At 70.2% G+C, this 22531-nt stretch carries 18 protein-coding genes and 1 CRISPR repeat array; of the genes, 12 read left to right on the forward strand and 6 right to left on the reverse strand.

Features of this window, described 5'->3' with window-relative positions:
• Positions 1–249 precede the first annotated feature (249 nt).
• The gene (locus ACZ3J7_RS28145) at positions 250–1017 is read right to left on the reverse strand and encodes a transposase (RefSeq protein WP_465625801.1); all 768 of its coding nucleotides are present in this window, start codon (positions 1015–1017) and stop codon (positions 250–252) included.
• A gap of 51 nt (positions 1018–1068) precedes the next feature.
• A complete protein-coding gene (locus ACZ3J7_RS28150) occupies positions 1069–1812 on the reverse strand; it encodes a hypothetical protein (protein ID WP_465625803.1) in 744 nt (247 codons plus the stop codon).
• 1671 nt (positions 1813–3483) lie between these two features.
• Between ACZ3J7_RS28150 and cas6 the strand changes: the two genes are divergently transcribed.
• The 9 genes from cas6 (at position 3484) to ACZ3J7_RS28195 (ending at position 15585) form a co-directional block, all read left to right on the forward strand.
• Positions 3484–4101 carry a CRISPR-associated endoribonuclease Cas6 gene (cas6, locus tag ACZ3J7_RS28155; RefSeq protein WP_465625805.1) on the forward strand — a complete coding sequence of 206 codons (618 nt, stop codon included), beginning with the start codon at positions 3484–3486 and terminating at the stop codon, positions 4099–4101.
• Complete coding sequence (locus tag ACZ3J7_RS28160; RefSeq protein ID WP_465625807.1) at positions 4098–5525, forward strand: hypothetical protein; 1428 nt, start codon at positions 4098–4100, stop codon at positions 5523–5525. The genes cas6 and ACZ3J7_RS28160 overlap by 4 nt, the downstream gene beginning before the upstream one ends.
• Before the next feature lies 1 nt (position 5526).
• Positions 5527–6588 carry a type I-B CRISPR-associated protein Cas7/Cst2/DevR gene (cas7i, locus tag ACZ3J7_RS28165; protein WP_465625809.1) on the forward strand — a complete coding sequence of 354 codons (1062 nt, stop codon included), beginning with the start codon at positions 5527–5529 and terminating at the stop codon, positions 6586–6588.
• Entirely contained in the window at positions 6585–7298 is a 714-nt protein-coding gene (cas5, locus tag ACZ3J7_RS28170; protein WP_465625811.1) for a CRISPR-associated protein Cas5, read from the forward strand. Before cas7i ends, cas5 begins: the two co-directional genes overlap by 4 nt.
• Positions 7280–9664 carry a CRISPR-associated helicase Cas3' gene (gene cas3, locus ACZ3J7_RS28175; RefSeq protein ID WP_465625813.1) on the forward strand — a complete coding sequence of 795 codons (2385 nt, stop codon included), beginning with the start codon at positions 7280–7282 and terminating at the stop codon, positions 9662–9664. The genes cas5 and cas3 overlap by 19 nt, the downstream gene beginning before the upstream one ends.
• Positions 9661–10182 carry a CRISPR-associated protein Cas4 gene (locus ACZ3J7_RS28180; RefSeq protein ID WP_465625815.1) on the forward strand — a complete coding sequence of 174 codons (522 nt, stop codon included), beginning with the start codon at positions 9661–9663 and terminating at the stop codon, positions 10180–10182. The genes cas3 and ACZ3J7_RS28180 overlap by 4 nt, the downstream gene beginning before the upstream one ends.
• Positions 10182–11162, forward strand: a complete 981-nt coding sequence (cas1b, locus tag ACZ3J7_RS28185; RefSeq protein ID WP_465625816.1) for a type I-B CRISPR-associated endonuclease Cas1b — start codon at positions 10182–10184, stop codon at positions 11160–11162. Before ACZ3J7_RS28180 ends, cas1b begins: the two co-directional genes overlap by 1 nt.
• 10 nt (positions 11163–11172) lie before the next feature.
• Positions 11173–11436: a CRISPR-associated endonuclease Cas2 gene (gene cas2 / locus ACZ3J7_RS28190; RefSeq protein ID WP_465625818.1), complete on the forward strand. Its 264-nt coding sequence runs from the start codon at positions 11173–11175 to the stop codon at positions 11434–11436.
• A gap of 89 nt (positions 11437–11525) precedes the next feature.
• Positions 11526–14059: a CRISPR direct-repeat array (repeat unit 30 nt; unit sequence GGTCGTCATCAACCCTGGAGGGTTGGGAAC).
• Between the two features lie 696 nt (positions 14060–14755).
• A protein-coding gene (locus ACZ3J7_RS28195) for an IS5 family transposase (protein WP_465626019.1) occupies positions 14756–15585 on the forward strand; the annotation gives its coding sequence in 2 pieces (ribosomal slippage) (positions 14756–15085 and positions 15088–15585; 828 coding nt in all).
• A gap of 582 nt (positions 15586–16167) precedes the next feature.
• Here ACZ3J7_RS28195 and ACZ3J7_RS28200 read toward each other — a convergent pair.
• Positions 16168–17148 (reverse strand): pirin family protein, encoded by a 981-nt coding sequence (locus tag ACZ3J7_RS28200; protein WP_465625820.1) that lies wholly within the window; start codon positions 17146–17148, stop codon positions 16168–16170.
• 138 nt (positions 17149–17286) lie between these two features.
• Between ACZ3J7_RS28200 and ACZ3J7_RS28205 the strand changes: the two genes are divergently transcribed.
• Both ACZ3J7_RS28205 and ACZ3J7_RS28210 read left to right on the forward strand, forming a co-directional pair.
• On the forward strand, positions 17287–17754 hold the full coding sequence (locus ACZ3J7_RS28205) for a carboxymuconolactone decarboxylase family protein (RefSeq protein WP_465626021.1): 468 nt from the start codon (positions 17287–17289) through the stop codon (positions 17752–17754).
• A gap of 180 nt (positions 17755–17934) precedes the next feature.
• Positions 17935–19155 (forward strand): serine hydrolase domain-containing protein, encoded by a 1221-nt coding sequence (locus tag ACZ3J7_RS28210; RefSeq protein ID WP_465625822.1) that lies wholly within the window; start codon positions 17935–17937, stop codon positions 19153–19155.
• A 10-nt stretch (positions 19156–19165) separates the two neighbouring features.
• Here ACZ3J7_RS28210 and ACZ3J7_RS28215 read toward each other — a convergent pair whose 3' ends face one another.
• Entirely contained in the window at positions 19166–19708 is a 543-nt protein-coding gene (locus ACZ3J7_RS28215; protein WP_465625824.1) for a GNAT family N-acetyltransferase, read from the reverse strand.
• A gap of 230 nt (positions 19709–19938) precedes the next feature.
• The gene (locus ACZ3J7_RS28220) at positions 19939–20697 is read right to left on the reverse strand and encodes an alpha/beta fold hydrolase (RefSeq protein ID WP_465625826.1); all 759 of its coding nucleotides are present in this window, start codon (positions 20695–20697) and stop codon (positions 19939–19941) included.
• Positions 20698–21070: 373 nt separating this feature from the next.
• Between ACZ3J7_RS28220 and ACZ3J7_RS28225 the strand changes: the two genes are divergently transcribed.
• Positions 21071–21931, forward strand: a complete 861-nt coding sequence (locus tag ACZ3J7_RS28225; protein ID WP_465625828.1) for an S-methyl-5'-thioadenosine phosphorylase — start codon at positions 21071–21073, stop codon at positions 21929–21931.
• Positions 21932–22046: 115 nt separating this feature from the next.
• Here the strand turns inward: ACZ3J7_RS28225 and ACZ3J7_RS28230 are convergent, their stop codons facing one another.
• Positions 22047–22379, reverse strand: coding sequence for a hypothetical protein (locus ACZ3J7_RS28230; protein WP_465625830.1), 333 nt, complete (start codon positions 22377–22379; stop codon positions 22047–22049).
• Positions 22380–22531 lie beyond the last annotated feature (152 nt).

Below are 22531 nucleotides of genomic sequence, written 5' to 3' on the forward strand. Positions count from 1 at the left end.
ATGTCGCAATCCACACCGAGCCAGAAGGCCCTCACTCATTTCAAGATCGCCAGACCGTGAACCCCGTCACCAACCTCCGTGGTCAGTACATCTAGCCGGGAGCGTCGTCATCAACCCTGGAGGGTTGGGAACATCGGCGGAGCGATCTGGGAGGCATCCTGAGCCTGGCCGTCATCAACCCTAAGGGCTGTCCCATAATTGATCTTTGAGTGGTTCGAGGCGCGGTCGGTCGACCGCGAGTGCGATGACTTATGCAGCCTGGATCAGGTTGTGCAGACGGGCGATGCCGAGCACGGCGTGGTGGACGCCGTCGCCCTTGAGACGGCAGTCGCGCAGGATCTTCCAGGTCTTCATCCGGGCGAAGACGTGCTCGACGCGGGCTCGGACCTGCTTGTGCTCACGGTTGTGCTCAGCCTGCCATTCGGTGAGTTCGCCGCCCTTGGGGCGCCGATGCGGGATGACCAGGCCGGTGCCCGGGTAGCCGCCGTCGGCGATCGTAGTTGTCCGGCCGACGGCCGCTTTGGCGCCGGACTCCTCCCAGGCCTTGCAATCGTTTCGGTTGCCCGGCAGGGGTCTGCCGATCGCCACGACCAGGCGGGAGTGCGCATCGATGACCACCTGGTGGTTGGTGGAGTACCTGTAGTTCTTGGACTGCTCGGCGATGGTGTGGTCGCGGGTGGGGACCAGGGTGCCGTCCACGATCAGCACAGAGTCCTTGCGGAACCGGCGCCGGGGCTTGAGCGCCAGGAGCGGGCCGATGTGGTCGATGATCCGGCTGGCCGCCGACTTGGAGACCCCGAACAGCGGCGCGAGCTGCCGCAGTGTCAGGTTGGTCCGCCAGTAGGCCGCGACCAGCAGGACCCGGTCCTCCATCGGAAGGCTCCAAGGCCGGCCCCGCCGTACGGTGTCGGCGCCCTCTCGCCTGAGCGACGTCGTCACCTTGCGGAAGTCCCGCGGGCTCAGCCCGGTGAAGGGGGCTATCCAGGACGCTTCCGACGCCGTGATCACACCAGCCATGGCGAGATCATCCCAGCCATGATCACTGCTCCGGGAGCCAGGGAGCGACCCTCAGGACGCTGGCAGAGGCCTGCTTCCCAGGGCGTCGGCGAGGGCATCACTTTCGGTTTGAGTGAGGTTGAGTGCCCACAGCACCGCCGACTCATCTGAGTCGGGCTCAGTGTGCCGGTGGCTGCCACCACTCAGAGGGGAGTTAGCACCACCACGGCCCCTGACTGCGGGCCGCCGGTTCCGAAGGAGGTGGTCAGCCGTCTTCTGGGCGGAGGCCTTGGGTGCTCCGATGGCCGTGAGAGCGGCGTTCACCCGAGCTTGCGCTCCGGGCGGCAAATAGTCGTCGGCGAGCACCGGCAGCAGAAGCAGGAGGCGGGCCGCGGTGTCGTGCACGCCGGGTCCGGTCAGGTCCGGCGTCTCGGCGATGTGCACAATGTCGCGCCAGGACAGGCCCGGGCCGTACCAGTCGCCGTCATAGCTGGACAGGTCCTCTGCCCGAGACCATTCCGGTTGGGTCAGCAGGTAGTCCACCCCGAAGTCACCGATGAGGTTCCGGTAGACGACAACGGCGCTGTGACCGCCTTGGAACGGGATGCGAAACGCCGGCCAGGCCTGATCGTCCAGGAGGACTTCGGACAGGGCGTCCGTGTCCGCGCCGTCGCCACCGAACCACTCGGGGTCCGGCCGGGCCTCACCCGAGGTGAACCCGCACATGGCCAGCAGGTGATTGGACCAGAACCCGGCGCGCTCAAGCAGCCGCTCGCCCGCGACCAGCGGCCCGTAGTCGTATCCCTTGATCAGCACGCACCAGAGTGTCTCAGGCCCCACCGATACGTCTCCACCGCCGGGCCGCCTGGAGTAGCGGGACAACCCTTAGGGGATTGGGAACGTCCTCTCGGGCCAGGCCACGCTGTCGAGGGTACGGACCGTCATCCGCACCAGAGCGTTGGAACCTGGGCTTGGCACGTGCCTGGGCGCCTATTGCTCGGATGGAGACCAGCACATCGATGAACTGGCGAATCGTTGTTTCTCTCGCTCGCTGCCAAGGTAGCGTGTGGAAGTGCTCCACCTAGGAACGTTCCTAGGTGTGCTCGGACTGATCCATCAGTTCGATTGGCTGAGAGGGCGGATCGGGTTCGCAGGCACTCGCATTGCCTGTGGCCGAACCCGATCCGCTGTCCATCCGGAAATGCCGTCACCACGTGCGGCGAGTGGCGGTCGGCTCCCTGCCAGGGGCCGACCGCCGCCGAGGCGGACTAGAACAGGCCAAATGCCTTTAGGGCCGCCACCGTCCCAGCTAAGGCCGCTGCGAGCTTGGAGACGAAGTCAAGAACGACTCCGCACCTCCGCAATACGCTTACGAGCTTGGCCGGGCGGTCGTGGTGCTGGACCTCACGGTCCGTAGAGGCTGCCTCAACCTCTGGGGCTAACGGCCCCTCCGGTGGTAGCGCCTTCTGCTCGGATCCGCTCATTCCAGCTCCCTCCCTTGTGTTTCCTGCCCCAGCGGGGCAAGGATGCCGACAGCAGGGCGCCGCCGGACCCCGAGAGGCCCCAAGGGGCCGATCAGGAGGGAGCGCACAGGAGCCAAGACGGATGGCCCGCGCACTCGCAACATCCACTCACCCATCCGTTCCTCTGCTGTGCCGGAGCTTACGTGCGACAGCTCGGATCTGCGCGCGGCCTGAGGCGACTCCAAGCGTGAGGCTCAGAGTGGAAGGTCGTCTCAAGAACAACTCACTTCGAAGCCGCGCACCTGCAGGCTGGGCCACTCGGGAGGAAATGCCCAGTTCATTGGGTGGATCGGTGCCCTTGCGACTGACCAGCGGGGTGGGACTCGAATCACTCGCAGGAGTGGTCGTGTGTCGGAGCACCCGGAAGCCTGAAGCGCGGGGTTGCGCCGTTGACGGGCGAAGTCGATGCGGCCGTGTTTCCCTGACAAGGCAGGGGAACACGGCCGCATGGTGCAAGCCCTCGAGGGCTGATGAGGTGCCGAGTCGGAGAACGACCCACTTTTTGCGAACCCGATAGAGCGGATGACCGACTCATCTGAGCATAGCGGCAGCGTGAGGCGGTCCATCGGGTTCGGCCGGCGCCCCTGGGATGGGGGAAAGGGTGCTCTGCAGCGACCGGTCGGTAGTGTGCCGCCCCTGGTCAGGAGCTTTTGGGATGTGTTGCCGGTGCGCGGGAGGCTGCTCATGCTGCCAGCTCGAGATTCTCGGGTTGCTCGGCAGTCAAACGTCGGGTTTCTGTCCATGCGGCTATAGCACGTAACGCTGGGTGGTGGAGGCGGCTGTGAGGAACTGAGGAGATGACCTTCCCGGGGCGTCTATGGTTCGCCGCAGGCAAGTCGTCGATGGTCGCTCGCAGTTCGGGTTGTCTGCGTAACTGGAGGGTGTTTTGCGGGTAAGGGTTGATGTGGTGCCGGATTCGCCGACGGTGAGGTGGGAGGACGTACACGGCGCGGCACGAGGTGTGGTGTACCGCCTGATCGAGGCGCAGGATGCTTCGTTGGCAAGGGAGTTGCACGACAAGGGGTGGCGCGGGAAGTCGTTGAAGCCGGTGGGTGTGGCGGGGCCGCTGTTCATGGGGGCGCCGCCGCGCAAGGGAGTGTTCACGACGTCGAAGGATGGATCGGTGTGGTTCGGCTCGCCGGTGCCGGAGATCGCCTCCGTGCTGGTGAGGTCGCTCGCCTCGAGCAGCGAACTCGACTGGGGCGCAACGCGGTTGTCGGTACGCGGGATTGCTCTGGAGAGTGGTTTTCCAGGGCTGGCAGGGGAGAGCAGAGTGGAGCTGGAGACGCTGACTCCGGTGGTGATCAAGCACGAGAGCCGTAACCTGCTGCCCGGTGACGAGTACTTCACGGAGCGGCTTTTCCATAATCTCGCGCACAAGGCGGACCTGTTGGGCCTGCCGGCGCCGCGAGGGTTACGGGTGCTGGAGGCGGGGCCGCGGCGGCGGTTCGCGGTGCGGGGGGCGCCGCGGATCGGTGCGAAGGTGCGGATCGAGTTGGAGGCGGATGCGCGGTTCGTGGAAGCGCTCAGGTCGTGGGGGATGGGGCTGGATACCATCCAGGGTTTCGGGTGGATCAAGTGAGCGTGCTGACCGTCTCGGGCCACCCCCTGCAGAGGGCGGGTGCGTGGGCGGTGGCGGTTCTCGCCGATTGCCGGACCCCCGAAGAGGTGGGCCCGAGCAACCTGGACGTTGTTGCGGCGATGCTGGTGGCGGACGTGGTTGCTGCGGCGACGGCACCGAAGGACACGAGTCGCTACGACTGGTGGAAGGTGCTGTTCGCGCTCTACCCCAACTCGAAGGCCACCCATAGCAGACGCTCGTCCGACGCGCAGGTGCTCAGGCCCGCGATCGAGGAGCTGTTCGCTCCGGACGCCCGGGACGCGGGGCTCTCGTGGCCGTGCACGTTCTGCGCCGCGCCATCCGCAGTGGTGTGGTCGAAGACGAACCTGCCGCTGTTCGACACCAGCAAAGCGCTGAACAACCTGCCGCCCAAGCTGGCCGGGTGGCCGGTGTGCCGGGGGTGCCGGGTTGCGATGTGGGCGCTGCCCTACGGGGCCTGGGTGACGGCGGGGTCCGCGAGCGTGCTGTCGTGTGAATCACCGGATGCGGAGCGGGAGTTCGCTCGGCGCAACGTCCGCCGGGCCCGGAAGGTGATGCAGGCCGGCTTCAACGGTTTGCAGGCCGGGGCGAAGCCCGAAGCCGTGGTGCTGGCCGCGCTGCGGGGAGCGGGCAGTGGGTTGTGCGCGAGCACGCTGTGGAGTTTCAAGAACGACAACCAGGAGCCGTGGCTGCGGGTGACCCGTACCCGGCGGGCCGTGCCGCTGTTCCTGGAGAGGGTGGACGGCAACGCACCGCTGCGACGCGGCTGGCGGCTGCTGTGCCGCTCGCTGGACCAGTACGACCCGGAAACAGGGCGGGTCGTCGGTGGTCAGGGCGCGGCGGCACGGCTTCTGTTCGAGGCGGAGGACGGCCGGAGCCGCCCCCTGCTGGGGCAGGTCCACCGTCTCCTGTCAGACACCGACAAAGCGTGGTCGCTGAGCGACCGCCGGGCGCTGGGGGCACTCGCCACCGCATACGCGAAAGAGGCATTCGGAATGGACGTGGACGTGGAACCCGTGGCGCGGGTCCTGGCCGAGTGGATCGCCCGGGGCAGCAGCCCGCGCGGCCGCTTGGCCGAGTACCGCACCGCCGCGTTGAACGACTACCAGCTCGGGACGCTGCTGGTGCAGGCGCACTTCCGGCTCCAACTCGACGGCGTGGGGACGCAGATGGCTGGGCCGGAGGCATGGAAGCCCCTGATCGGGCGTCGGCCGAGGGCCTGGGAGCTGCGGATGCTGCTGTTTGCGCGGGTGTGCGAGCTGCTGCAGGAACGCGGGGTGGCCGTCAGCGCCGACCCGGCGGACACGGATACGGAAGAAGGCAGTGCGGAGGAGGACCGTCCGGTCTTCGCCGCGACGGACGACGAGTTCGACGGCTACGACGCGTACGACATGGAAGGGGTCTGAGATGGCTTACCTGGCAGGGACGATGGTGCTGGCGGTGCGCGCCGGTGCGCCGAACAACGGGCGTGGTGAGGACACGACGGCGCGGGTGAAGTTCGCGCAGATGCGCAACGGCCGGCACCCGTACGTGTCGGCGCAGGCCGCGCGCCGCTGGATTCGGGAGACGATGGTCGAGCTGGGGACGGTGCCCTCACCGGTGACCCGGGTCGGCAAGGCCCAGAACAAGGCGCAGAAGGCGAACACGGCGGCCGACCCGATCCAGTTCGTCGACGACGACCTGTTCGGCTACATGAAGGCGGGCGCGAAGAAGGACGACGCGGCCACGACGCTGCGCGACAGCCCGTTCATGCTCGGGACGCTGCTGTCGGCGGAACCGGTGCGGATCACCTCGGACTTCGGCGTGATGTCGCGCGGCGTGCCGGAGCCGGTGCTGCACGGGCACGAGTTCTACTCCGCGGACCTGGTGGCACCGTTCCTGCTGGACGTCCCGCGGATCGGGACGTTCACGATGCCGACCGCGGACGGGGTGGGACGGCCGAACTACCTGACGCAGGAGCAGGCGTTGCAGTTCGCCGATGCCCTCGCCGTGGGTGCCACCACCACGCAGTTCCGCGGACAGGCGGCGGTGCGGCTGCCGATCGAGGAGCGGCGGCGACGGGCCTCGCTGCTGCCGGGGGCGATCGCGAACCTGAGCGGCGGTGCGAAGCAGGCCCTGCACTACGGCGACCGGGTGCCGGCGCTGATGGTGATGGCCCCGTTCGCGGGCGGCGTCAACCCGTTCGGCCACGTCATCGACAGCGACCCCGACACGGGCGTGCGGATCCGCGGTGACGTGCTGCGTCAGGAGCTCGCTGCCTGGGCGGGGGAGTGGACGCCGCCCGTGCGGGTCGGCTGGCGGCCCGGATTCCAGGACCAGGCGCGCGAGGACTTCGAGAAGCAGTGCGAGGAGGAGATCGCGGAAGGCACCATCGTCGTCGATCACCCCCGGACGATCCTGCTGCAGCTGGCCGCGGACCTGAACGAGGGCCGCCTGGACGGCTGGTTCGACGACCCGGCCCGCCCGTGACCGCCACCGCACCGCCGCAGCCGGTGCAGGCCGTGCGTGTCGAGTTGTACGCGCCGATCGCCTCGTTCCGCGACCCCCTGTTCCCCGGCCTGACCCGCTGCCTGCCCGTCCCGCCGCCGTCCACCGTCCGCGGCATGCTCGCCGCGGCGACCGGCGAGCCCGCCGAACCAACGGTGTTCGGAATGGCGGCGTGGGCCGAGGGCCACGGCATCGACACCGAGACCTACCACCCGGTGGCCGCCGACGGCAGCCAGCCCGCGATCGGCGGACGCGTACGCTTCGGCAAAGGCGGCGCCACCGCCAAGGACCGGCCCTTCCTCGCCGGCGTCCACCTCACCCTGTGGCTGCCCGGACCCGACGGCACCCGCCTCGCCGCCGCCCTGCGCCGGCCCATGCACGCACTGCGCCTGGGCCGCTCCCAGGACCTCGTCCATCCCGTCGCCGCCACCGAGGTGACCCTGCTGCCCGCCACGACCGCGCTCGTCGGCCACGCACTGGCCCCGCCCGACGGACACGACCTACCGCAGGCCCACGTCCACCGCCTCGCGTGCACCACCTCCACCGACCGCCTCACTACCGTCTGGGCCGACCACCTGTGGTGCGACGAACCCACCACCCGGCCGACACCGGTACGCGGCGCCCACCACGAGGCACCCGCCCACGACCAGCGCCCCGAGGACACCCAAGCCGTATGGCTCCTGACCCCCTGACCTCCACCACCGCCCGGCCGCGACGGCGCGCCCTGACCGACCTGCGCGCCAAATCCCGCCCCGTCCACGATCCCGAACGCCTCACCGCCCACCTGCGCACCGTCCACCAGACGGTCGCCCAACTGGAAGTACGCATCGCACACGCAGGCGTCATCGCCACCGACCCGGCCTTCTGGAACCTGGTCCGCGCCGCTGCACTGCTGCACGACGCGGGGAAGGTCGCCGAGGGCTTCCAACGCCAGGTACTGCCTGGCGGCGAGCCGTGGGGCGAGCGCCACGAAGTGCTCTCCCTCGCCTACGTCGACCTGCTCGCACCGGCCGCCGGATGGACGGACGAGGAGCGGCTGCTGGTGGCGACGCTTGTAGCCAGCCACCACCGGCCCCTGTTCACCCAGAACACCGCCGCTGGCGCCAAACCGGCACTGAACCACCTCTACAACCGGCGGACCGACTGGCGGCGGGCGTTCGGGGTCCTCCCGGCACCGGAGACGGGCCCGCAGGTCCCGCGCGGGCTCCACCAGGAACTCCTCGCCTGGCTGGCCGGATTCCTCGCCACCGACCCGCCGCTGCCCGCCCCCGGTGCCCTCCCCCTCGCCGACCGGGCCGGTCGGCTGCTGGACGAGGTCTTCACCGCCTGGCGCGGCGAGCGGGACCCGGACCGCGGGCTGCTCGCCGTCCTCGCCCAGGGCGCCCTCACCCTCGCCGACCACGCCGGCTCCGCCCACGCCCGCCTGCAGACCCACGTCCCGCTGCCCGCCGACTACCTGGAGCGCCTCCCCTTCACCCCGCACCGCCACCAGCGCGAGGCCGCCGCCACCGACGGCCACCTGGTGCTCACCGCCTACACCGGCAGCGGCAAGACCGAGAGCGGACTCGCCTGGGCGGCAAGGCAGTTGAAGACGATGCCCGGGCTGCCCAGGATCGTCTGGACCCTCCCGTACCGGGCCTCCCTGAACGCGGCCCGCCACCGCCTGGAACGCGACCTGGCCTACGGCGTGACCCCCGACATCGGCCTGCTCCACGGCGCCGTCGCCCGCACCCTGCTCACCGAGGCCCTCGCCGACGACTGCGCCCCCACCAAGGAGGACGCCCGCAAGGCTCGCGCCCGCGCCAACGTGATGCGCCTGTTCACCCAGCGCCTGCGCGTCGCCACCCCGCAGCAGCTCCTCGCCGGTGCGCTGGCCGGACCAGTCCACTCCTCCCTGCTGCTCGAACAGGCCAACTCCCTCTTCATCCTGGACGAGTTGCACGCCTACGACCCGGAGACCTTCGGCCGCCTGTGCGCCGCGATGCGCCTGTGGGAGCAGCTCGGCAGCCGCATCGCTATCCTGTCCGCCACCCTCGCCCAACCGCTACGCGCACTCATCGACGACACCCTCCACGACGAGGTGACCTCCTGCCAGGCCGAGCCGGGCACCGCACCCGTCCGGCACCGCCTGGTCGTCGACGACCTCCCCCTCACCGACCCCGCGAGCATCGAGCGCCTCCGCGATTGGCTCGCCGACGGCCACAGCGTCCTGGTGGTGGTCAATACCGTCGCCACCGCGCAGAGGCTGTTCGAAGAGCTCCTGGACGAGGTCCGGGCCGCCTGCCCGGACGACGAGGACGCAGCGATCCTGCTGCACTCCCGCTTCAAGAACCGCGACCGCGACGCCCTCGAAAACCGCCTGCTGACACGCCACCCCGAGCGCAAGCCCGGCCTGCCGCGACACCCGGGCGGACTAGTTGTGGCCACCCAGACCGTCGAGGTGTCCCTCCAACTCGACTTCGACCGCGGCGCAGTAGAGAACGCCCCCGTCGAGGCCGTCGCTCAACGCGCCGGCCGGGTCAACCGCCGCGGACTGCACCCCGAAGGCGCCGTGGAGTTCCGCGTCCACCGCCCCGACAACCACCGCCCCTACGAACAGCCCGCCGTCGAAGCCGCCTGGACGGCCCTGACCACCCTCGCCGCCGAAGGCGCCACCACGCTCAGCGAACAGGACATCGACCGCCTCCTCCACCTCGCCTACGACACCGACTGGGGACGCGAGTGGGAGAAACGCGCCCGCGCCGCCCGCGACGGCTTCACCGACGAGTTCCTCACCTTCGACGAACCCTTCCTCGACCGCTCCGAGCTGAAGCTCGGTGAACGCTTCGACACCCTCGAAGTCCTGCACCGTGACGACCAGCAGGAGTACCACGACCTCATCCGCGGCAAGAACGGCGATCCGCTGCTGGCGGCCGGGCTGCTCATACCTCTCCGCTACGGGCAGTTGAAGACCCACAAGGCAGCCTACGACCGCAGCCTGCACCTGTTCGTGATCGACGGCGAGTACGACACCGTCCTGGGGCTGCGCCCGCCGATCGAGAGGAACACCATCCTGTGAGGCCAATTCCCACTGACCCCGTCCAGGACGAACACGGCCTCGGCGGCGTCCACATCAAGTACCTGCGCCACTGCCCCCGCCAACTCTGGCTCTACATGAGCGGATACCGTCCCGAAGCCGACAGCGATCTCGTCGCCTTCGGCGAAGCCGTCGACGGCACCACCTTCACCCGCCGCCGCGACATCGACCTCGGCGAAGCCCGCATCGACTGGGTCACCACCGGAGCCGTCGTCCACGAGACCAAATCCTCCCGCGCCCACTCACCCGCCCACGACGCCCAAGTCCGCCACTACTGCCTCCTGTTGGAACGGCGAGGGGTGAACGTGCGCGGCGGCGTCATCCACTACCCCCTCACCCGGCGCACCGTCGACGTCCCTTGGAACGACGACGCTCGCGACCAGGCAGAGGACACCGAAGCCGAAGCCCGCACCATCATCGCCACCACCACACCGCCCGAACGCCTCGCCCGCGCAGCCTGCCGCGGCTGCTCCTACCTCGACTACTGCTGGGGAACCTGATGCCCGCCGTCGGCCGCACCTACTGGCTCACCGAACCCTGCCGCATCCGCCGCGAAGACAACAGCATCCGCATCGAACGCCCCGACGGCGACCCCGTCCACCTCCCCATCACCGACATCCGCGACCTCGTCGCCTTCGACCACATCGACGTCAACACCTCCGCCCTCTCCCTCCTCGGCCGGCACAACGTCACCCTCCACGTCCTCGACCACTACGGCAACCACACCGGACACTTCGCCCCCACCGAAAGCATGTCCTCCGCCCCCGTCCTGCGCCGCCAAATCCACCTCGCCACCGACCCAGACCACCAACTCCCCATCGCCCGCTCCCTCCTGCTCGCCACCGCCGAAAACCTCCGCTGGGTCCTCGACAACGACCACCTCGACCCCGCCCTCACCACCCTCCGCGACAACCTCCCCCACTGCCACGACACCAACCAACTCATGGGCCAAGAAGGCAACTTCCGCCGCACCGCCTGGGCCGCCCTCGACACCCAACTCCCCACCTGGCTACGCCTCAACGGCCGCACCCGCCGCCCACCCACCAACGCCGGCAACGCCTTCATCAGCTACCTCAACTCCATCACCTACGCCCGCCTCCTCACCGCCCTACGCTCCACCCCCCTCCACCCCGCCATCGCCTTCCTCCACGCCGACACCGACCGCCGCCGCAACACCCTCGCCCTCGACCTCGCCGAACCCTTCAAACCCCTCCTCGCCGAACGCCTACTCCTGCGCTGCGCCCACCAGAAGGTCCTGAAACCCAGCGACTTCGAGACCGGGGTCGACCGGGCCTCCCTCAGCACCGCCGGCCGCAAGAAGATCGCCGCCCTCGTCCGCGACGAACTCGCCACCACCGTCCACCACCGCGGTCTCAAGCGGAAGGTCAGCTACGAGGAACTCATCCACCTCGAAGCCCTCAAACTCGTCCGCCTCTGCCTCGAAGACACCCCTTACAAGCCCTTCCGCCCCTGGTGGTGACCTCCGGCCCATGTTCGTCATCCTCGTCTACGACACTGCCGCCGAACGCAACCCCAAAGTCCTCAAGACCTGCCGCAAATACCTTCACTGGACCCAACGCAGCGTCTTCCAGGGCGAACTCACCCCCGCCCAATACCGCGCCCTCACCAACGCCCTCGAAGCCGTCATCGACCCCACCTACGACAACATTGTCACCTACACCACTCGCTCCCCGGACTACATCGAGACCGCTACCATCGGCGTCACACTGGGCGGTCCCGGAGATATCCTCTGACCAGCACTGATGCACTACCGGCCAACCCCTGCAAAAAGCCTCGCCAGCCGCTTGCAGGGGTATCGTTTGACCTGCGACTTTACCCTCGGGGTCGTCATCAACCCTGGAGGGTTGGGAACGCGGTGTGGGCCCACGACGCCTCCCACGCGCCGCCGGGTCGTCATCAACCCTGGAGGGTTGGGAACCTGGCGGCGAGCCAGATGGTGACGCCGATGGCTATCGGTCGTCATCAACCCTGGAGGGTTGGGAACGCGGCCGCACCGGCTACGGCATCGCCACCGTCACCCGGTCGTCATCAACCCTGGAGGGTTGGGAACAGGTCGGGGCGGGTGGGCTGGGTGTCGGTCATCGGGGGTCGTCATCAACCCTGGAGGGTTGGGAACCTCATCCGCCGGGCCAGACGGGCGACCCGCCAGGCCGGTCGTCATCAACCCTGGAGGGTTGGGAACTCCGTCGACCCGCCCGCCGCCGAGTACCCGAACCGGGGTCGTCATCAACCCTGGAGGGTTGGGAACCCGCCCCAGTAACACAGCGGGCCGCCCCGAGGTCCAGGGTCGTCATCAACCCTGGAGGGTTGGGAACGGCGGGCGACGAGGCGCTACAGCTCCGGGCTCCTGGGTCGTCATCAACCCTGGAGGGTTGGGAACATCAGCGAGGCGAGCTTGTGGCGGGTGCTGGAGCCGGGTCGTCATCAACCCTGGAGGGTTGGGAACGACCGCTACGACGGCGCCACGCCCTGATCCGACGGAGGTCGTCATCAACCCTGGAGGGTTGGGAACGCGGCGCCGGGCGGGGCCTCCGGCGGAATCGGGGTGGGTCGTCATCAACCCTGGAGGGTTGGGAACGTTTTTGCCGCGGTGGTGACGTGCGCGAGGGAGACGGGGTCGTCATCAACCCTGGAGGGTTGGGAACCGGGGGAGCTTGGTGGCGACGATGTCCCCGACGACGGGGTCGTCATCAACCCTGGAGGGTTGGGAACGACGGCGCCGTTCGCGCTCGGCAGTGATCAAGGCGAAGGTCGTCATCAACCCTGGAGGGTTGGGAACCCGGTGAACCCGGCCGCGCGGGAGACGCTGGCAAGGTCGTCATCAACCCTGGAGGGTTGGGAACTTTCGTACTGGAACGTGAACGGGTCGGGGAAGTCCGGGTCGTCATCAACCCTGGAGGGTTGGGAACGCGACGCCCATTTCCGCAGTTACCACGTCACCGGCGCGGTCGTCATCAACCCTGGAGGGTTGGGAACGATGTGGTCGTCGAGCATCGCCCGCTCGACGGCGGGGGGTCGTCATCAACCCTGGAGGGTTGGGAACAAGATGGGCCGCAACGGCCTGTCGGCCAACTCCCTGGGGGTCGTCATCAACCCTGGAGGGTTGGGAACGCCCACGCGATCACCGCCCTGCCCTGGGGGGCCGGGGGGGCGTCATCAACCCTGGAGGGTTGGGAACACGGCTACGAGCAGGAACTGAAGGACGCCGAGGCGCGGGGTCGTCATCAACCCTGGAGGGTTGGGAACTAGCGCGGCGCGGAGCTGGCGCGGAAGGTGTAGCCGGGGGTCGTCATCAACCCTCGAGGGTTGGGAACGAGGGCTTCGTGGTGCTGATGGAGGTGGCCCGACGCGGGTCGTCATCAACCCTGGAGGGTTGGGAACCCGCGACCGCCGTCGGCCTCGTAGCCGCCGTCTACGCGGGTCCTCATCAACCCTGGAGGGTTGGGAACACGACAGCGCCCCCGCGCCCTACCCCGCCGGCAAGGAGGGTCGTCATCAACCCTGGAGGGTTGGGAACGCGAGCTGACCGACGTCAACCGTGCCACCGCCGAGGGGGTCGTCATCAACCCTGGAGGGTTGGGAACGCCGTCCCGGCGGTGAGGATCGGGTATCCGAGCCGGGGTCGTCATCAACCCTGGAGGGTTGGGAACCCACCGCCCGGTCCGTACCCGAGCAGGCCTTCAAGGGTCGTCATCAACCCTGGAGGGTTGGGAACACCTGCCGCGGGTAGGTGGCGGTGTTCAGCAGCCGGGGCGTCATCAACCCTGGAGGGTTGGGAACAGGGCCACCGTCACGCCGGGGTCCGGCGGAGGCGCGGGTCGTCATCAACCCTGGAGGGTTGGGAACGCCGGGGTGCCCGCCGTGGGTGCCTTGAAGCGACCGAGCCGTCATCAACCCTGGAGGGTTGGGAACGGGTGGTGGCTGGTCTTCCCGCAGCGAGGGCAGCAGGCCGTCATCAACCCTGGAGGGTTGGGAACTCCGTCTCCGCGCTCCTCGGCTACGCCGGGTTCGGCGCCGTCATCAACCCTGGAGGGTTGGGAACCTGCCACCAGGACAACCATCCGCGGCGGTACTTCGGGCCGTCATCAACCCTGGAGGGATGGGAACCCGGAACGTAGGTGCCGTCCTGCTGGGTGTACGGGAGCCGTCATCAACCCTGGTGGGTTGGGAACCCGGCCAACTCGAACCCGAATGCCAACGCCGTCATGAACCCTGGAGGGTTGGGAACCTGAGGGGGCCGCGCCGGGCACCCCCACCTGCCCGCCGCCATGAACCTTGGAGGGTTGGGAACGCGGGCTCCCGGATCGCCTGCCACATCGCGTACGTGGCCGTCATCAACCCTGGAGGATCGGGAGCGCATTCAATTTCGGCGCCGACTCGGCTGTTGCGAGCGGTTGTCACTGCCACGGCGGAGGGTCATCTTGTTGAGGCCGATGGTGTCGTCAGGTTGGAGTCGGACGGCGCAGCGCAGGGATTCCGTGTGTTGGGGAGTGAGTGCCAGCCGGATTCTGAGGCCATGTCGGTGTTGAGGTTGTGGATGGTGCGGGCGAGGCCGCAGAAGTGCAGGGGCAGGCTGGGGCGGGGGTGGCCGCTGGGGGCGTTGCTGACCCACAGGGCGTCGGTGGTCTCGTCGCCGGGGCCGGGGGCTCGGCGGTGTCGCGGAGGGTGAGGCCCGCTTGGATAGCGAGGGTACGCAGGCAGTCCTCGCGCACGCGCATGGACGCGGGGGAGGGTTGGTCAGGTTGGGTGGCGGGTTTGCGTCGTAGCAGCCCTTGCTCAGCGGCCGCGAGGTAGGCGGCGAGGACGAGGAGCGAGCCGAGGGAATGGCCGGCAGCCAGCGGAATCGCGCTGCGCTCCAGGGCGGTGCGCAATTCACTAGCCACCCAGCGCAGTTGCTTGGCGCGGGAGAAGCCGGTGGGCGGTCGGCAAGCGCGGTCGAGCACCGTGTCCAGGGCTTTGAGGAGGCTGCCGCTGCCGTCGGGACGTCCGCCACGGAGGCCACCCTAGGATATGTGGTCAAAGTGATCTTGGGTAGTGGATCATGGTGCGGTGATACGTCGCCATGAGCTGTCCGATGCCGAGTGGGAGTTGGTCCGGCCGCTGCTGCCCAGGCCGGCGACGGGGCGCCCGCGCTTGGACGACCGAACGGTGCTGAACGGCATCGTGTGGAAGTTCCGCACGGGTCTGGCCTGGCGTGATGTGCCCGAGCGGTACGGGTCCTGGGCAACCCTGCACACCCGCTTCCGTCGCTGGGCCGGCGACGGGACGTTCGAGCGGATGCTGCGGGCGGCCCAGGCGAAGGCGGATGCTGCCGGCTCCATCGACTGGCTCGTCTCGGTCGACTCCACCATCGTCCGCGCCCACCAGCACGCCGCCGGGGCCCGAAAAGGGGGACCCGCAACCAGGCACTCGGACGGTCCCGGGGCGGACTGACCACCAAGATCCACCTGGTCGTCGACGGATTCGGCCGTCCGCTGGCGTTCGTTCTCACCAGCGGAAACACCAATGACTGCACGCAGTTCACCGCCGTGATGGACGCGATCCGGGTACCTCGCGTCGGCCCGGGCCGACCGCGCGTCCGCCCTGACCACGTCATCGGGGACAAGGGCTACAGCTCGAAGCCGATCCGCGCATGGCTGCGGCGCCATCGCATCACCCACACCATCCCCGAGCGCCTCGACCAGGTCGCCAACCGACAGCGTCGAGGTCGCCGGGGCGGACGGCCGTACGCCTTCGACAAGCGTCTCTACAAGCAACGCAACGTCGTCGAACGGTGCTTCAACCGCTTGAAGCAGTGGCGCGGCCTCGCCACCCGGTATGACAAGACGGCCAAGTCCTACCAAGCGGCCGTCACCCTCGCCGCACTCCTCATGTGGGCGTGATCACTTTGACGACATGGCCTAGCGCCGGACCGCTTCCGGCCCGGCCCGCAGGAGTGCTCATTAATAACTGGCTTGAAGCAAGATCGCCCGGGTGGGGGTGGCAGTGTGGTGGCCGTTCTCTCAGTTTCATGCCGTCTCGGTGGTGACCGTCCTCTAGCAGCTGGTGAGGAGGTGGGTGCCAGCTTGCTGTTGGTCTTGGCGGCGCCGCAGTGGGACGGGAATGTCATGGGTCGGGCTCTCCGAGGCTGTGCGCACTCCTGGCAGGGCGAAGTTGGGTGTCTTCGCCGCAGGCTCAATCGTCCGTGCGCCGGCCGAGCTGGTCTTCCAGCGCGTCTGCCACCTGGTCCGATAGGGCTTCGCAGGAAGCTGACGGGTAGTCAGTAAAGTCAGCAAAAGGTCAGCATTCATCCACCCAGACCCTGCAAAACATGCCTATAGATGGGAAGCGACAGGCTGGCCGTGACTGTACTTGAAGCCCTTGCCAAAAACGTTCGTCAGTGCTGGAGCCCTTGTCGGAGGCGGCCGTGGAGCGCCCGTTCCGCTCCGGTGAATGCGACCGCTCCGACCACGAGTTTCCGCAGGTCAGTCGCGGTTTCCGCGCGCTTTGAGGGTCACGTTCGGGAGCTCCGGGGCGGGCAGTCGGTCGCCCGGGTAGCCCTGGACTTCGCCGAACCGGACCCCCTTCTCCCAGTCGAGCCGTGCTTGTACGATCTCCTCACTGGATCGGCTGATGAAGTTCCACCACATGACGATCTGTTCGCCGAAGGGCGGCCCGCCGAGGAGGACCAGGCGGGCGGGGGTGGGGGAGGTGTTGGTGACGGTGAGGGCGGTGCGGCCGGGCGGGAGGTGGCCGAGGTCGGCGGGGTGCAGGGGGGTGTCGGCGAAGAGGACGTCGCCCTGGTCGACGAGGAGGCCGTGTTCGAAGGCGGGGTCGACGTCCAGGGTGGTGGTGGCGCCGGCGGGGAGGGTGAGTTCGGCGCCGAGCAGCGGGGTGAAGGTGGGGACGGGGGAGGTGTCGCCAGCCAGGGTGCCGAGGAAGACCCGGGCCTCGCCGCCGCCGGGCAGCGGGACGGGGGAGGGGACGTGGTGGTGGAAGTCGCGGCCGGTGTGCCGGTGGGCGTCGGGGAGGGCGACCCAGAGTTGGACGCCGTGCAGCACGGTGGTGGCGGCGGTGGAGGTCTCGGAGTGCGCGATGCCGTGCCCGGCCGTCATCAGGTTGAGCTCGCCGGGGCGGACGAAGGCGTGCACGCCGAGGCTGTCGCGGTGCTCGATCTCGCCGCTGAACAGCCAGCTGACGGTCTGCAGGCCGATGTGCGGGTGCGGGGCGACGTCCATCCCGCCGGTGGTGGCGACGTCGTCGGGGCCGTAGTGGTCGACGAAGCACCAGGCGCCGATCAAGGTGCGCTCGCGCTGCGGGAGGGTGCGGCGGACGGTCATCGCGCGCGGGCCGCCGAGCGGGACGTCCCGCGGGGGCAGGACTTCGGCCGCGCCGGCCCGCGGGGCCGGGCCGTTCGCGACGGCCGGGCCGCCGGTGGTGGCCGGTCCGTTCTCGGTGGTGCTCATCGGGTGCTCCCTCCGGTGCCCGCCGGCGGTCGGCGAACACGTCCAGCAGATCGTTACATCTTCAACTATCATGGATCCGAACGTCCGACCAACACCAGTGCGCAACGCGCGCGTGCGAGGAGAGTCCAGGTGACCGAGGTGACGACCCCGAACGGTCGGGTCTACGTCGACAAGCAGACCCCGCAGGCGTTCCGGGCCATGGTGGGCACGGCCGAGGCCGTCCGGCAGGCGGCCGCCGACGCCGGGCTCGACCGCCGCCTGGTCGAGCTGGTCAACCTGCGGGTCTCGCAGCTCAACGGCTGCGCCTACTGCCTGGACGTGCACACCAAGGCCGCGCTCAAGGAGGGCGAGAGCGTGCAGCGGCTCGGCGTGCTAGCCGCCTGGCGGGACGCCGCCGTGTTCGACGCGCGCGAGCGCGCCGCCCTCGCGCTGGCCGAGGCGACCACCCACCCCGCCGACGCGACCGCCCAGGAGGCGGCGTACGCGCAGGCCCGGGAGGTGTTCGGAGACCCGGAGATCTCGGCGGTGATCTGGGTGGCGATCGCCATCAACGCGTTCAACCGGGTGTCGATCCTGAGCAAGCACCCGGTCCGCCCGGCCCGGTGAGGGCCCGTCGGCCGGGGACCCGCTCGACGGAAGACTGCTGACGCCCTGTCAGCAGGCGGGTCGGCGGCCCGCCGCACGGGTGGAATCGCGCGGCGCGGGCGGGCGGCGGGACGTGCCGGGGGCGCTCGGGGTGGTGACCTGTGCGGAAACGTCCGCACCCTCCCGGGAGAGATGCCCGCCATGCGCCGTCCCCGCGCCCGCCGACTCGCCGTCGCCCTGCTCGCCCTGAGCACCCTCGTCCCCGCCGCCCCGGCCGCGGCCGACTCCGGGGCCCCGTTCGCCCGCCCCGCGCTGAAGCCCGCCCACCGCCCCGTCCACCCGCCGAGGGACGAGGACTGCCCGCTCGACCCCGCACTCGCGGCCCGGCTGGACGCGGCGATCGCCGACGTCCGGGAACGGACCGGCACGCCCGGTGTGATCGTCGGACTATGGCTGCCGGGACGCGGCACCTACGTCCACGCCGACGGCGTCGCCGACCGGGACACCGGACAGCCGATGACCCCCAACCTGCGGATGCGGATCGGCAGCGAGACCAAGACCTTCACCGTCACCGCCGTGCTCGAACTCGTCGACCGGGGCCTGCTCGGCCTCGACGACCCGATCGGCCGGTACCTCGACGGCGTCCCCGACGGGGAGCACATCACCGTCCGCCAACTCGCCGAGATGCGCAGCGGACTCTACTCGTACACCTTCGACGACGACTTCGTGCAGGCCCTGCTCACCGACCCGCAGCGGCCGTTCACCCCGCAGGAACTGCTCTCGTACGCCTTCAAGCACGACAACGTCTTCCCGCCCGGCACCGACTACCAGTACTCGAACACCAACACCGTGCTGCTCGGCCTGCTGGTCGAGAAGCTCGGCCGGATGCCGCTGCGCGACTTCATCCACCGCAACGTCACCCGGCCCGCCCACCTGGAGCACACGCTCTTCCCGCGCGCCGCCGAACTGCCCCGCCCCTACGCGCACGGCTACACCGACCAGACCCTCGACGGCTCCACCGCCGACGCCACGCACTGGAACCCCTCCTGGGGCTGGGCGGCCGGCGCGATGATCTCCGACCTGCACGACCTGCACCGCTGGGCGAAGACCCTCGCCACCGGCACCCTGCTCAGTCCCGCCACCCAGGCCGAACGCGAGAAGTTCCTGCCCGTCCCCGGCTTCGGCGACGGCGCGGGCTACGGACTCGGCCTGTTCCGGGTCGGCGGCTGGGTCGGCCACAACGGCTCGCTGCCCGGCTACGAGAGCGTCACCCTCTACCTGCCCGAGCAGGACGCCACCCTGGTCGTCCTGCTGAACACCGACATCATCCACGAGGGCAGCGAACCCTCCACCCTCTTCGCCGAGGTCGTCACCTCCCTCGCCACCCCCGGCCACGTGTACGAGCTGCCCGCCGAGAAGTGACCCGGGCCGGTCAGGGGCGGTCGCCGGGCAGGTCGGCCGGGCGGATCCGGTACACCTGGAGGTTCAGGCCGTAGTACTTGGTGGTCTCGCCGACCCAGCGCATGCCGAGCCGCTTCGCCACCGCGTGCGCCCGGTCGTTCTTCGGCCGGGCCACCGCGAAGACCTCCTCGATGTCCTGCGTGAACGCCCAGCGCAGCAGCGCCAGGCCCGCCTCCGTGGCGTAGCCCTGCCCCCAGGCCTCCGGGGAGAGTTGCCAGGTGATCTCCAGGTCCTCGTCGTACGGCGGCAGCGGGCGGATCCCCAGACCGCCGACCACCTTCCCGTCCTCGCGGCGCTCCACCGCCCACCGCCCGCGCGGCGGCAGCAGCCCGGACTGCTCCTGCGCCCAGCCGTGCAGCACCGCGCGCATCGCCCCGGCGTCGGCGACCTGGTCCATCACGGGCGTCAGCCAGCGGGCGACGTCCGTGGAGCCGTACACGGCCAGCGCGTCGTCGGCGTCGTCCGGTGTCCAGTCCCGGACGACGAGCCGATCAGTGGTCAGGCTGATCCCCATGGGCGGGTCCTCCCTCAGTCGATTGGCGGACGTCTCCCTCCACCGGAGTGTGCGCTCCCTACCCGCCCGAGGCGAGCCGGAAGCCTGATCCGCACCACCTGTCACCGGATGATCACCCGCCCGTCGCCTGCCGTCTTCCCGCGCGCTGAACGGACGCAGAACGGACGCGGAGCGGGCGCCGCCCCGGCTTCCGGACGGGAGCGGGAGCCGGGGCGGCGGTGCGGTCGGAGTCAGCGGCGGCCGGAGAGAGGGATGTGCAGGCCCTCCCGGTCCCGGCCGTGCCGGGCGAGGGCGGCGCCGACCTCCTCGGGGAGCGGGCCCAGGCCCAGCAGGGCCAGGGAGAGGGCGGCGGCGGCGCGGTGCCAGTCGCCGGCCCGCCGCATCAGGGTGTGACCGCCGCCCAGCACCCGGTAACCGGCCACCCGCGCGCCGTCGCCCCGGGCCCGCAGGGCGAACAGGTCGGTGTCGCCGGGCGGGGTGACCTTGTCCCGGTCCCCGTGCAGCATCAGCACCGAGCGGTCCCGCAGGTGCGCGGTCGGCTCGTCCCGGGGGCACCACGGCGCCAGCGCCACCACGCCCCGCACGCACGGGTGGGCGGCCGCCCGCAGCGCCGCCCGGGCGCCCATCGAGTGCCCGAGCAGCACCGTCGGCACCGGCCCCAGCCGTTCGACCAGGTCGGACAGTGCGGCCTCCGCGTCCCGGGCCGCGTCCGCCCGGTCGCCGTTCCAGCCCCGGCACCGGTAACGCACCGTGCCCACCGCCAGCGAGCGCCCGCCCGCCGCCACCGCCCCGCGCTGCACCGCCTTCGCGAACGGCAGCATCCGCAGCCCCGGCAGGTTCAACGCCGACGGCGGCGCGGCCCCGAACTCCTTACCGCCGTGCAGCACCAGGACCGCCGCGTCCGGCACCTCCGGCAGCGTCCGCCAGACCAGCGGCCGGTGCGCCCCCGCCACCGCACCACCGGAGTGCACCGCCACCCGCCCGCTCATCGCACCGTCCCTCGCCGTAGTCGTTCGCCGCCGTCCACCGCGGTCGTCCACCACGACCGCTCGGCCCCGCGCCCGGAGCTGCCCACTGTACGCGGACGCCGTGGCGGGGCGGCCGGGCCCGGGACCAGGGGCGGGACCCGGGGACGGACCCGGACCCGGACCGGGCGGGGCGCCGGTGGGGCGGCGCACCGCGACCGCCGGTGCGGGGCGCCGGAGCTGACTGCTCGTAGGGTGGGAGCGTGCCCGCGGTGCGTGGCCGGGCCGCTCCGCCCGCGCACCGATCCCGCGCACCGCGGCTCCGGTCAGGCCCGGCCCGACCGGAGCCGGGCGAGCGGGACCGCGACCGACCGAAAGACAGAGCCGAGGGAGAGCCATGGCCGACGTCCACCCGCCCCGCATCGACGGCATCTCGAAAGCCGAACTCGGCGTCATCGGTGGTTCCGGCCTGTACGCCCTGCTCGACGATGTCACCGAGGTGCGCGTGGAGACCCCCTACGGGCCGCCCTCCGACGCCCTGTCGGTCGGCGAGGTGGCCGGCCGACGGGTCGCCTTCCTGCCCCGGCACGGCCGCGGCCACCACCTGCCGCCGCACCGCATCAACTACCGCGCCAACCTGTGGGCCCTGCACGCCCTGGGCGTGCGCCAGGTCCTGGCCCCCTGCGCCGTCGGCGGCCTGCGCCCCGCCCACGGCCCCGGCACCCTGCTGGTCCCCGACCAGTTCGTCGACCTCACCCGCGCACGGGCCCAGACCTACTACGACGGCCGCGTCCTGCCCGACGGCTCCATCCCCGAGGTCGTCCACGTCTCGGCGGCCGACCCCTACTGCCCCCGCGGCCGCACCGCCGCCCTGACCGCCGCCCGCGCCCTGGCCTGGGAGCCCGTCGACGGCGGCACCCTGGCCGTCATCGAGGGCCCGCGCTTCTCCACCCGCGCCGAATCCCGCTGGTTCACCGCCAACGGCTGGTCCGCCGTCGGCATGACCGGCCACCCCGAAGCCGTCCTCGCCCGCGAACTCGCCCTCTGCTACACCTCCCTGGCCCTGGTCACCGACCACGACGCCGGCGTCGAGACCGGCCAGGGCGTCACCCACACCGAAGTACTCCAAGTCTTCGCCCACAACCTCGACCGCCTGCGCACCGTCCTGCTCACCACCCTCGAATCCCTCCCCACCACCCGCGACTGCCCCTGCTCCCACGCCCTGGACGGACTGGAGACCGGTCTGCCCGGCGTCTGACCCCGCCGAGCCCTCCGCCTCTCCTCGTCGTTCCGTCCCGCCACGTGGTCCGCCGTCCAGCTCCCTGGCGACCGGGGCGGCCGGGCGGGGCGGGTGGCGGGACCGTCCGGTCGGATCAGTCCCGGCGGCTTCGTCCGCGCCGACGCAGGTGCGTCGCGACCACCATCAGCATCACCAGCACCACCGCCCAGCCGATCACCACGGCCAGGAGCAGGACCGGTTGGTTCAACAGCACCGCCAGCGCCAGCAGCCCGAACGAGACGGCCAGGCAGCACGAGATCACCGCGACCACGATCCACGGCCGCGCCACCAGCGTCCGTCGTAGTCGTGCCAGCCTCGCCGGCCGCATCGTGCGCAGCTCGCGCTCCAGCTCCTGATCGCTCCCCAGCTCGGCCTCGATCTGCTGGAGGATCAGTAGCTCACGCGGGGAGAGTGCGGGTCCGTCCATCAACCACCTCCGCGCCGCAAGGCAGGCACGCCCCGGCCTTCCCCGCCGGCGCGACCCCTGCTCCCAGGTAGCAACACATGTGCCCGCTGGACGCCGGTTCTAACACCCGAACGCGTGCTCGACATCCGTGATGTCCGTTGGCATTCCTCCCA

This window comes from Kitasatospora sp. NPDC015121, from assembly GCF_055562955.1.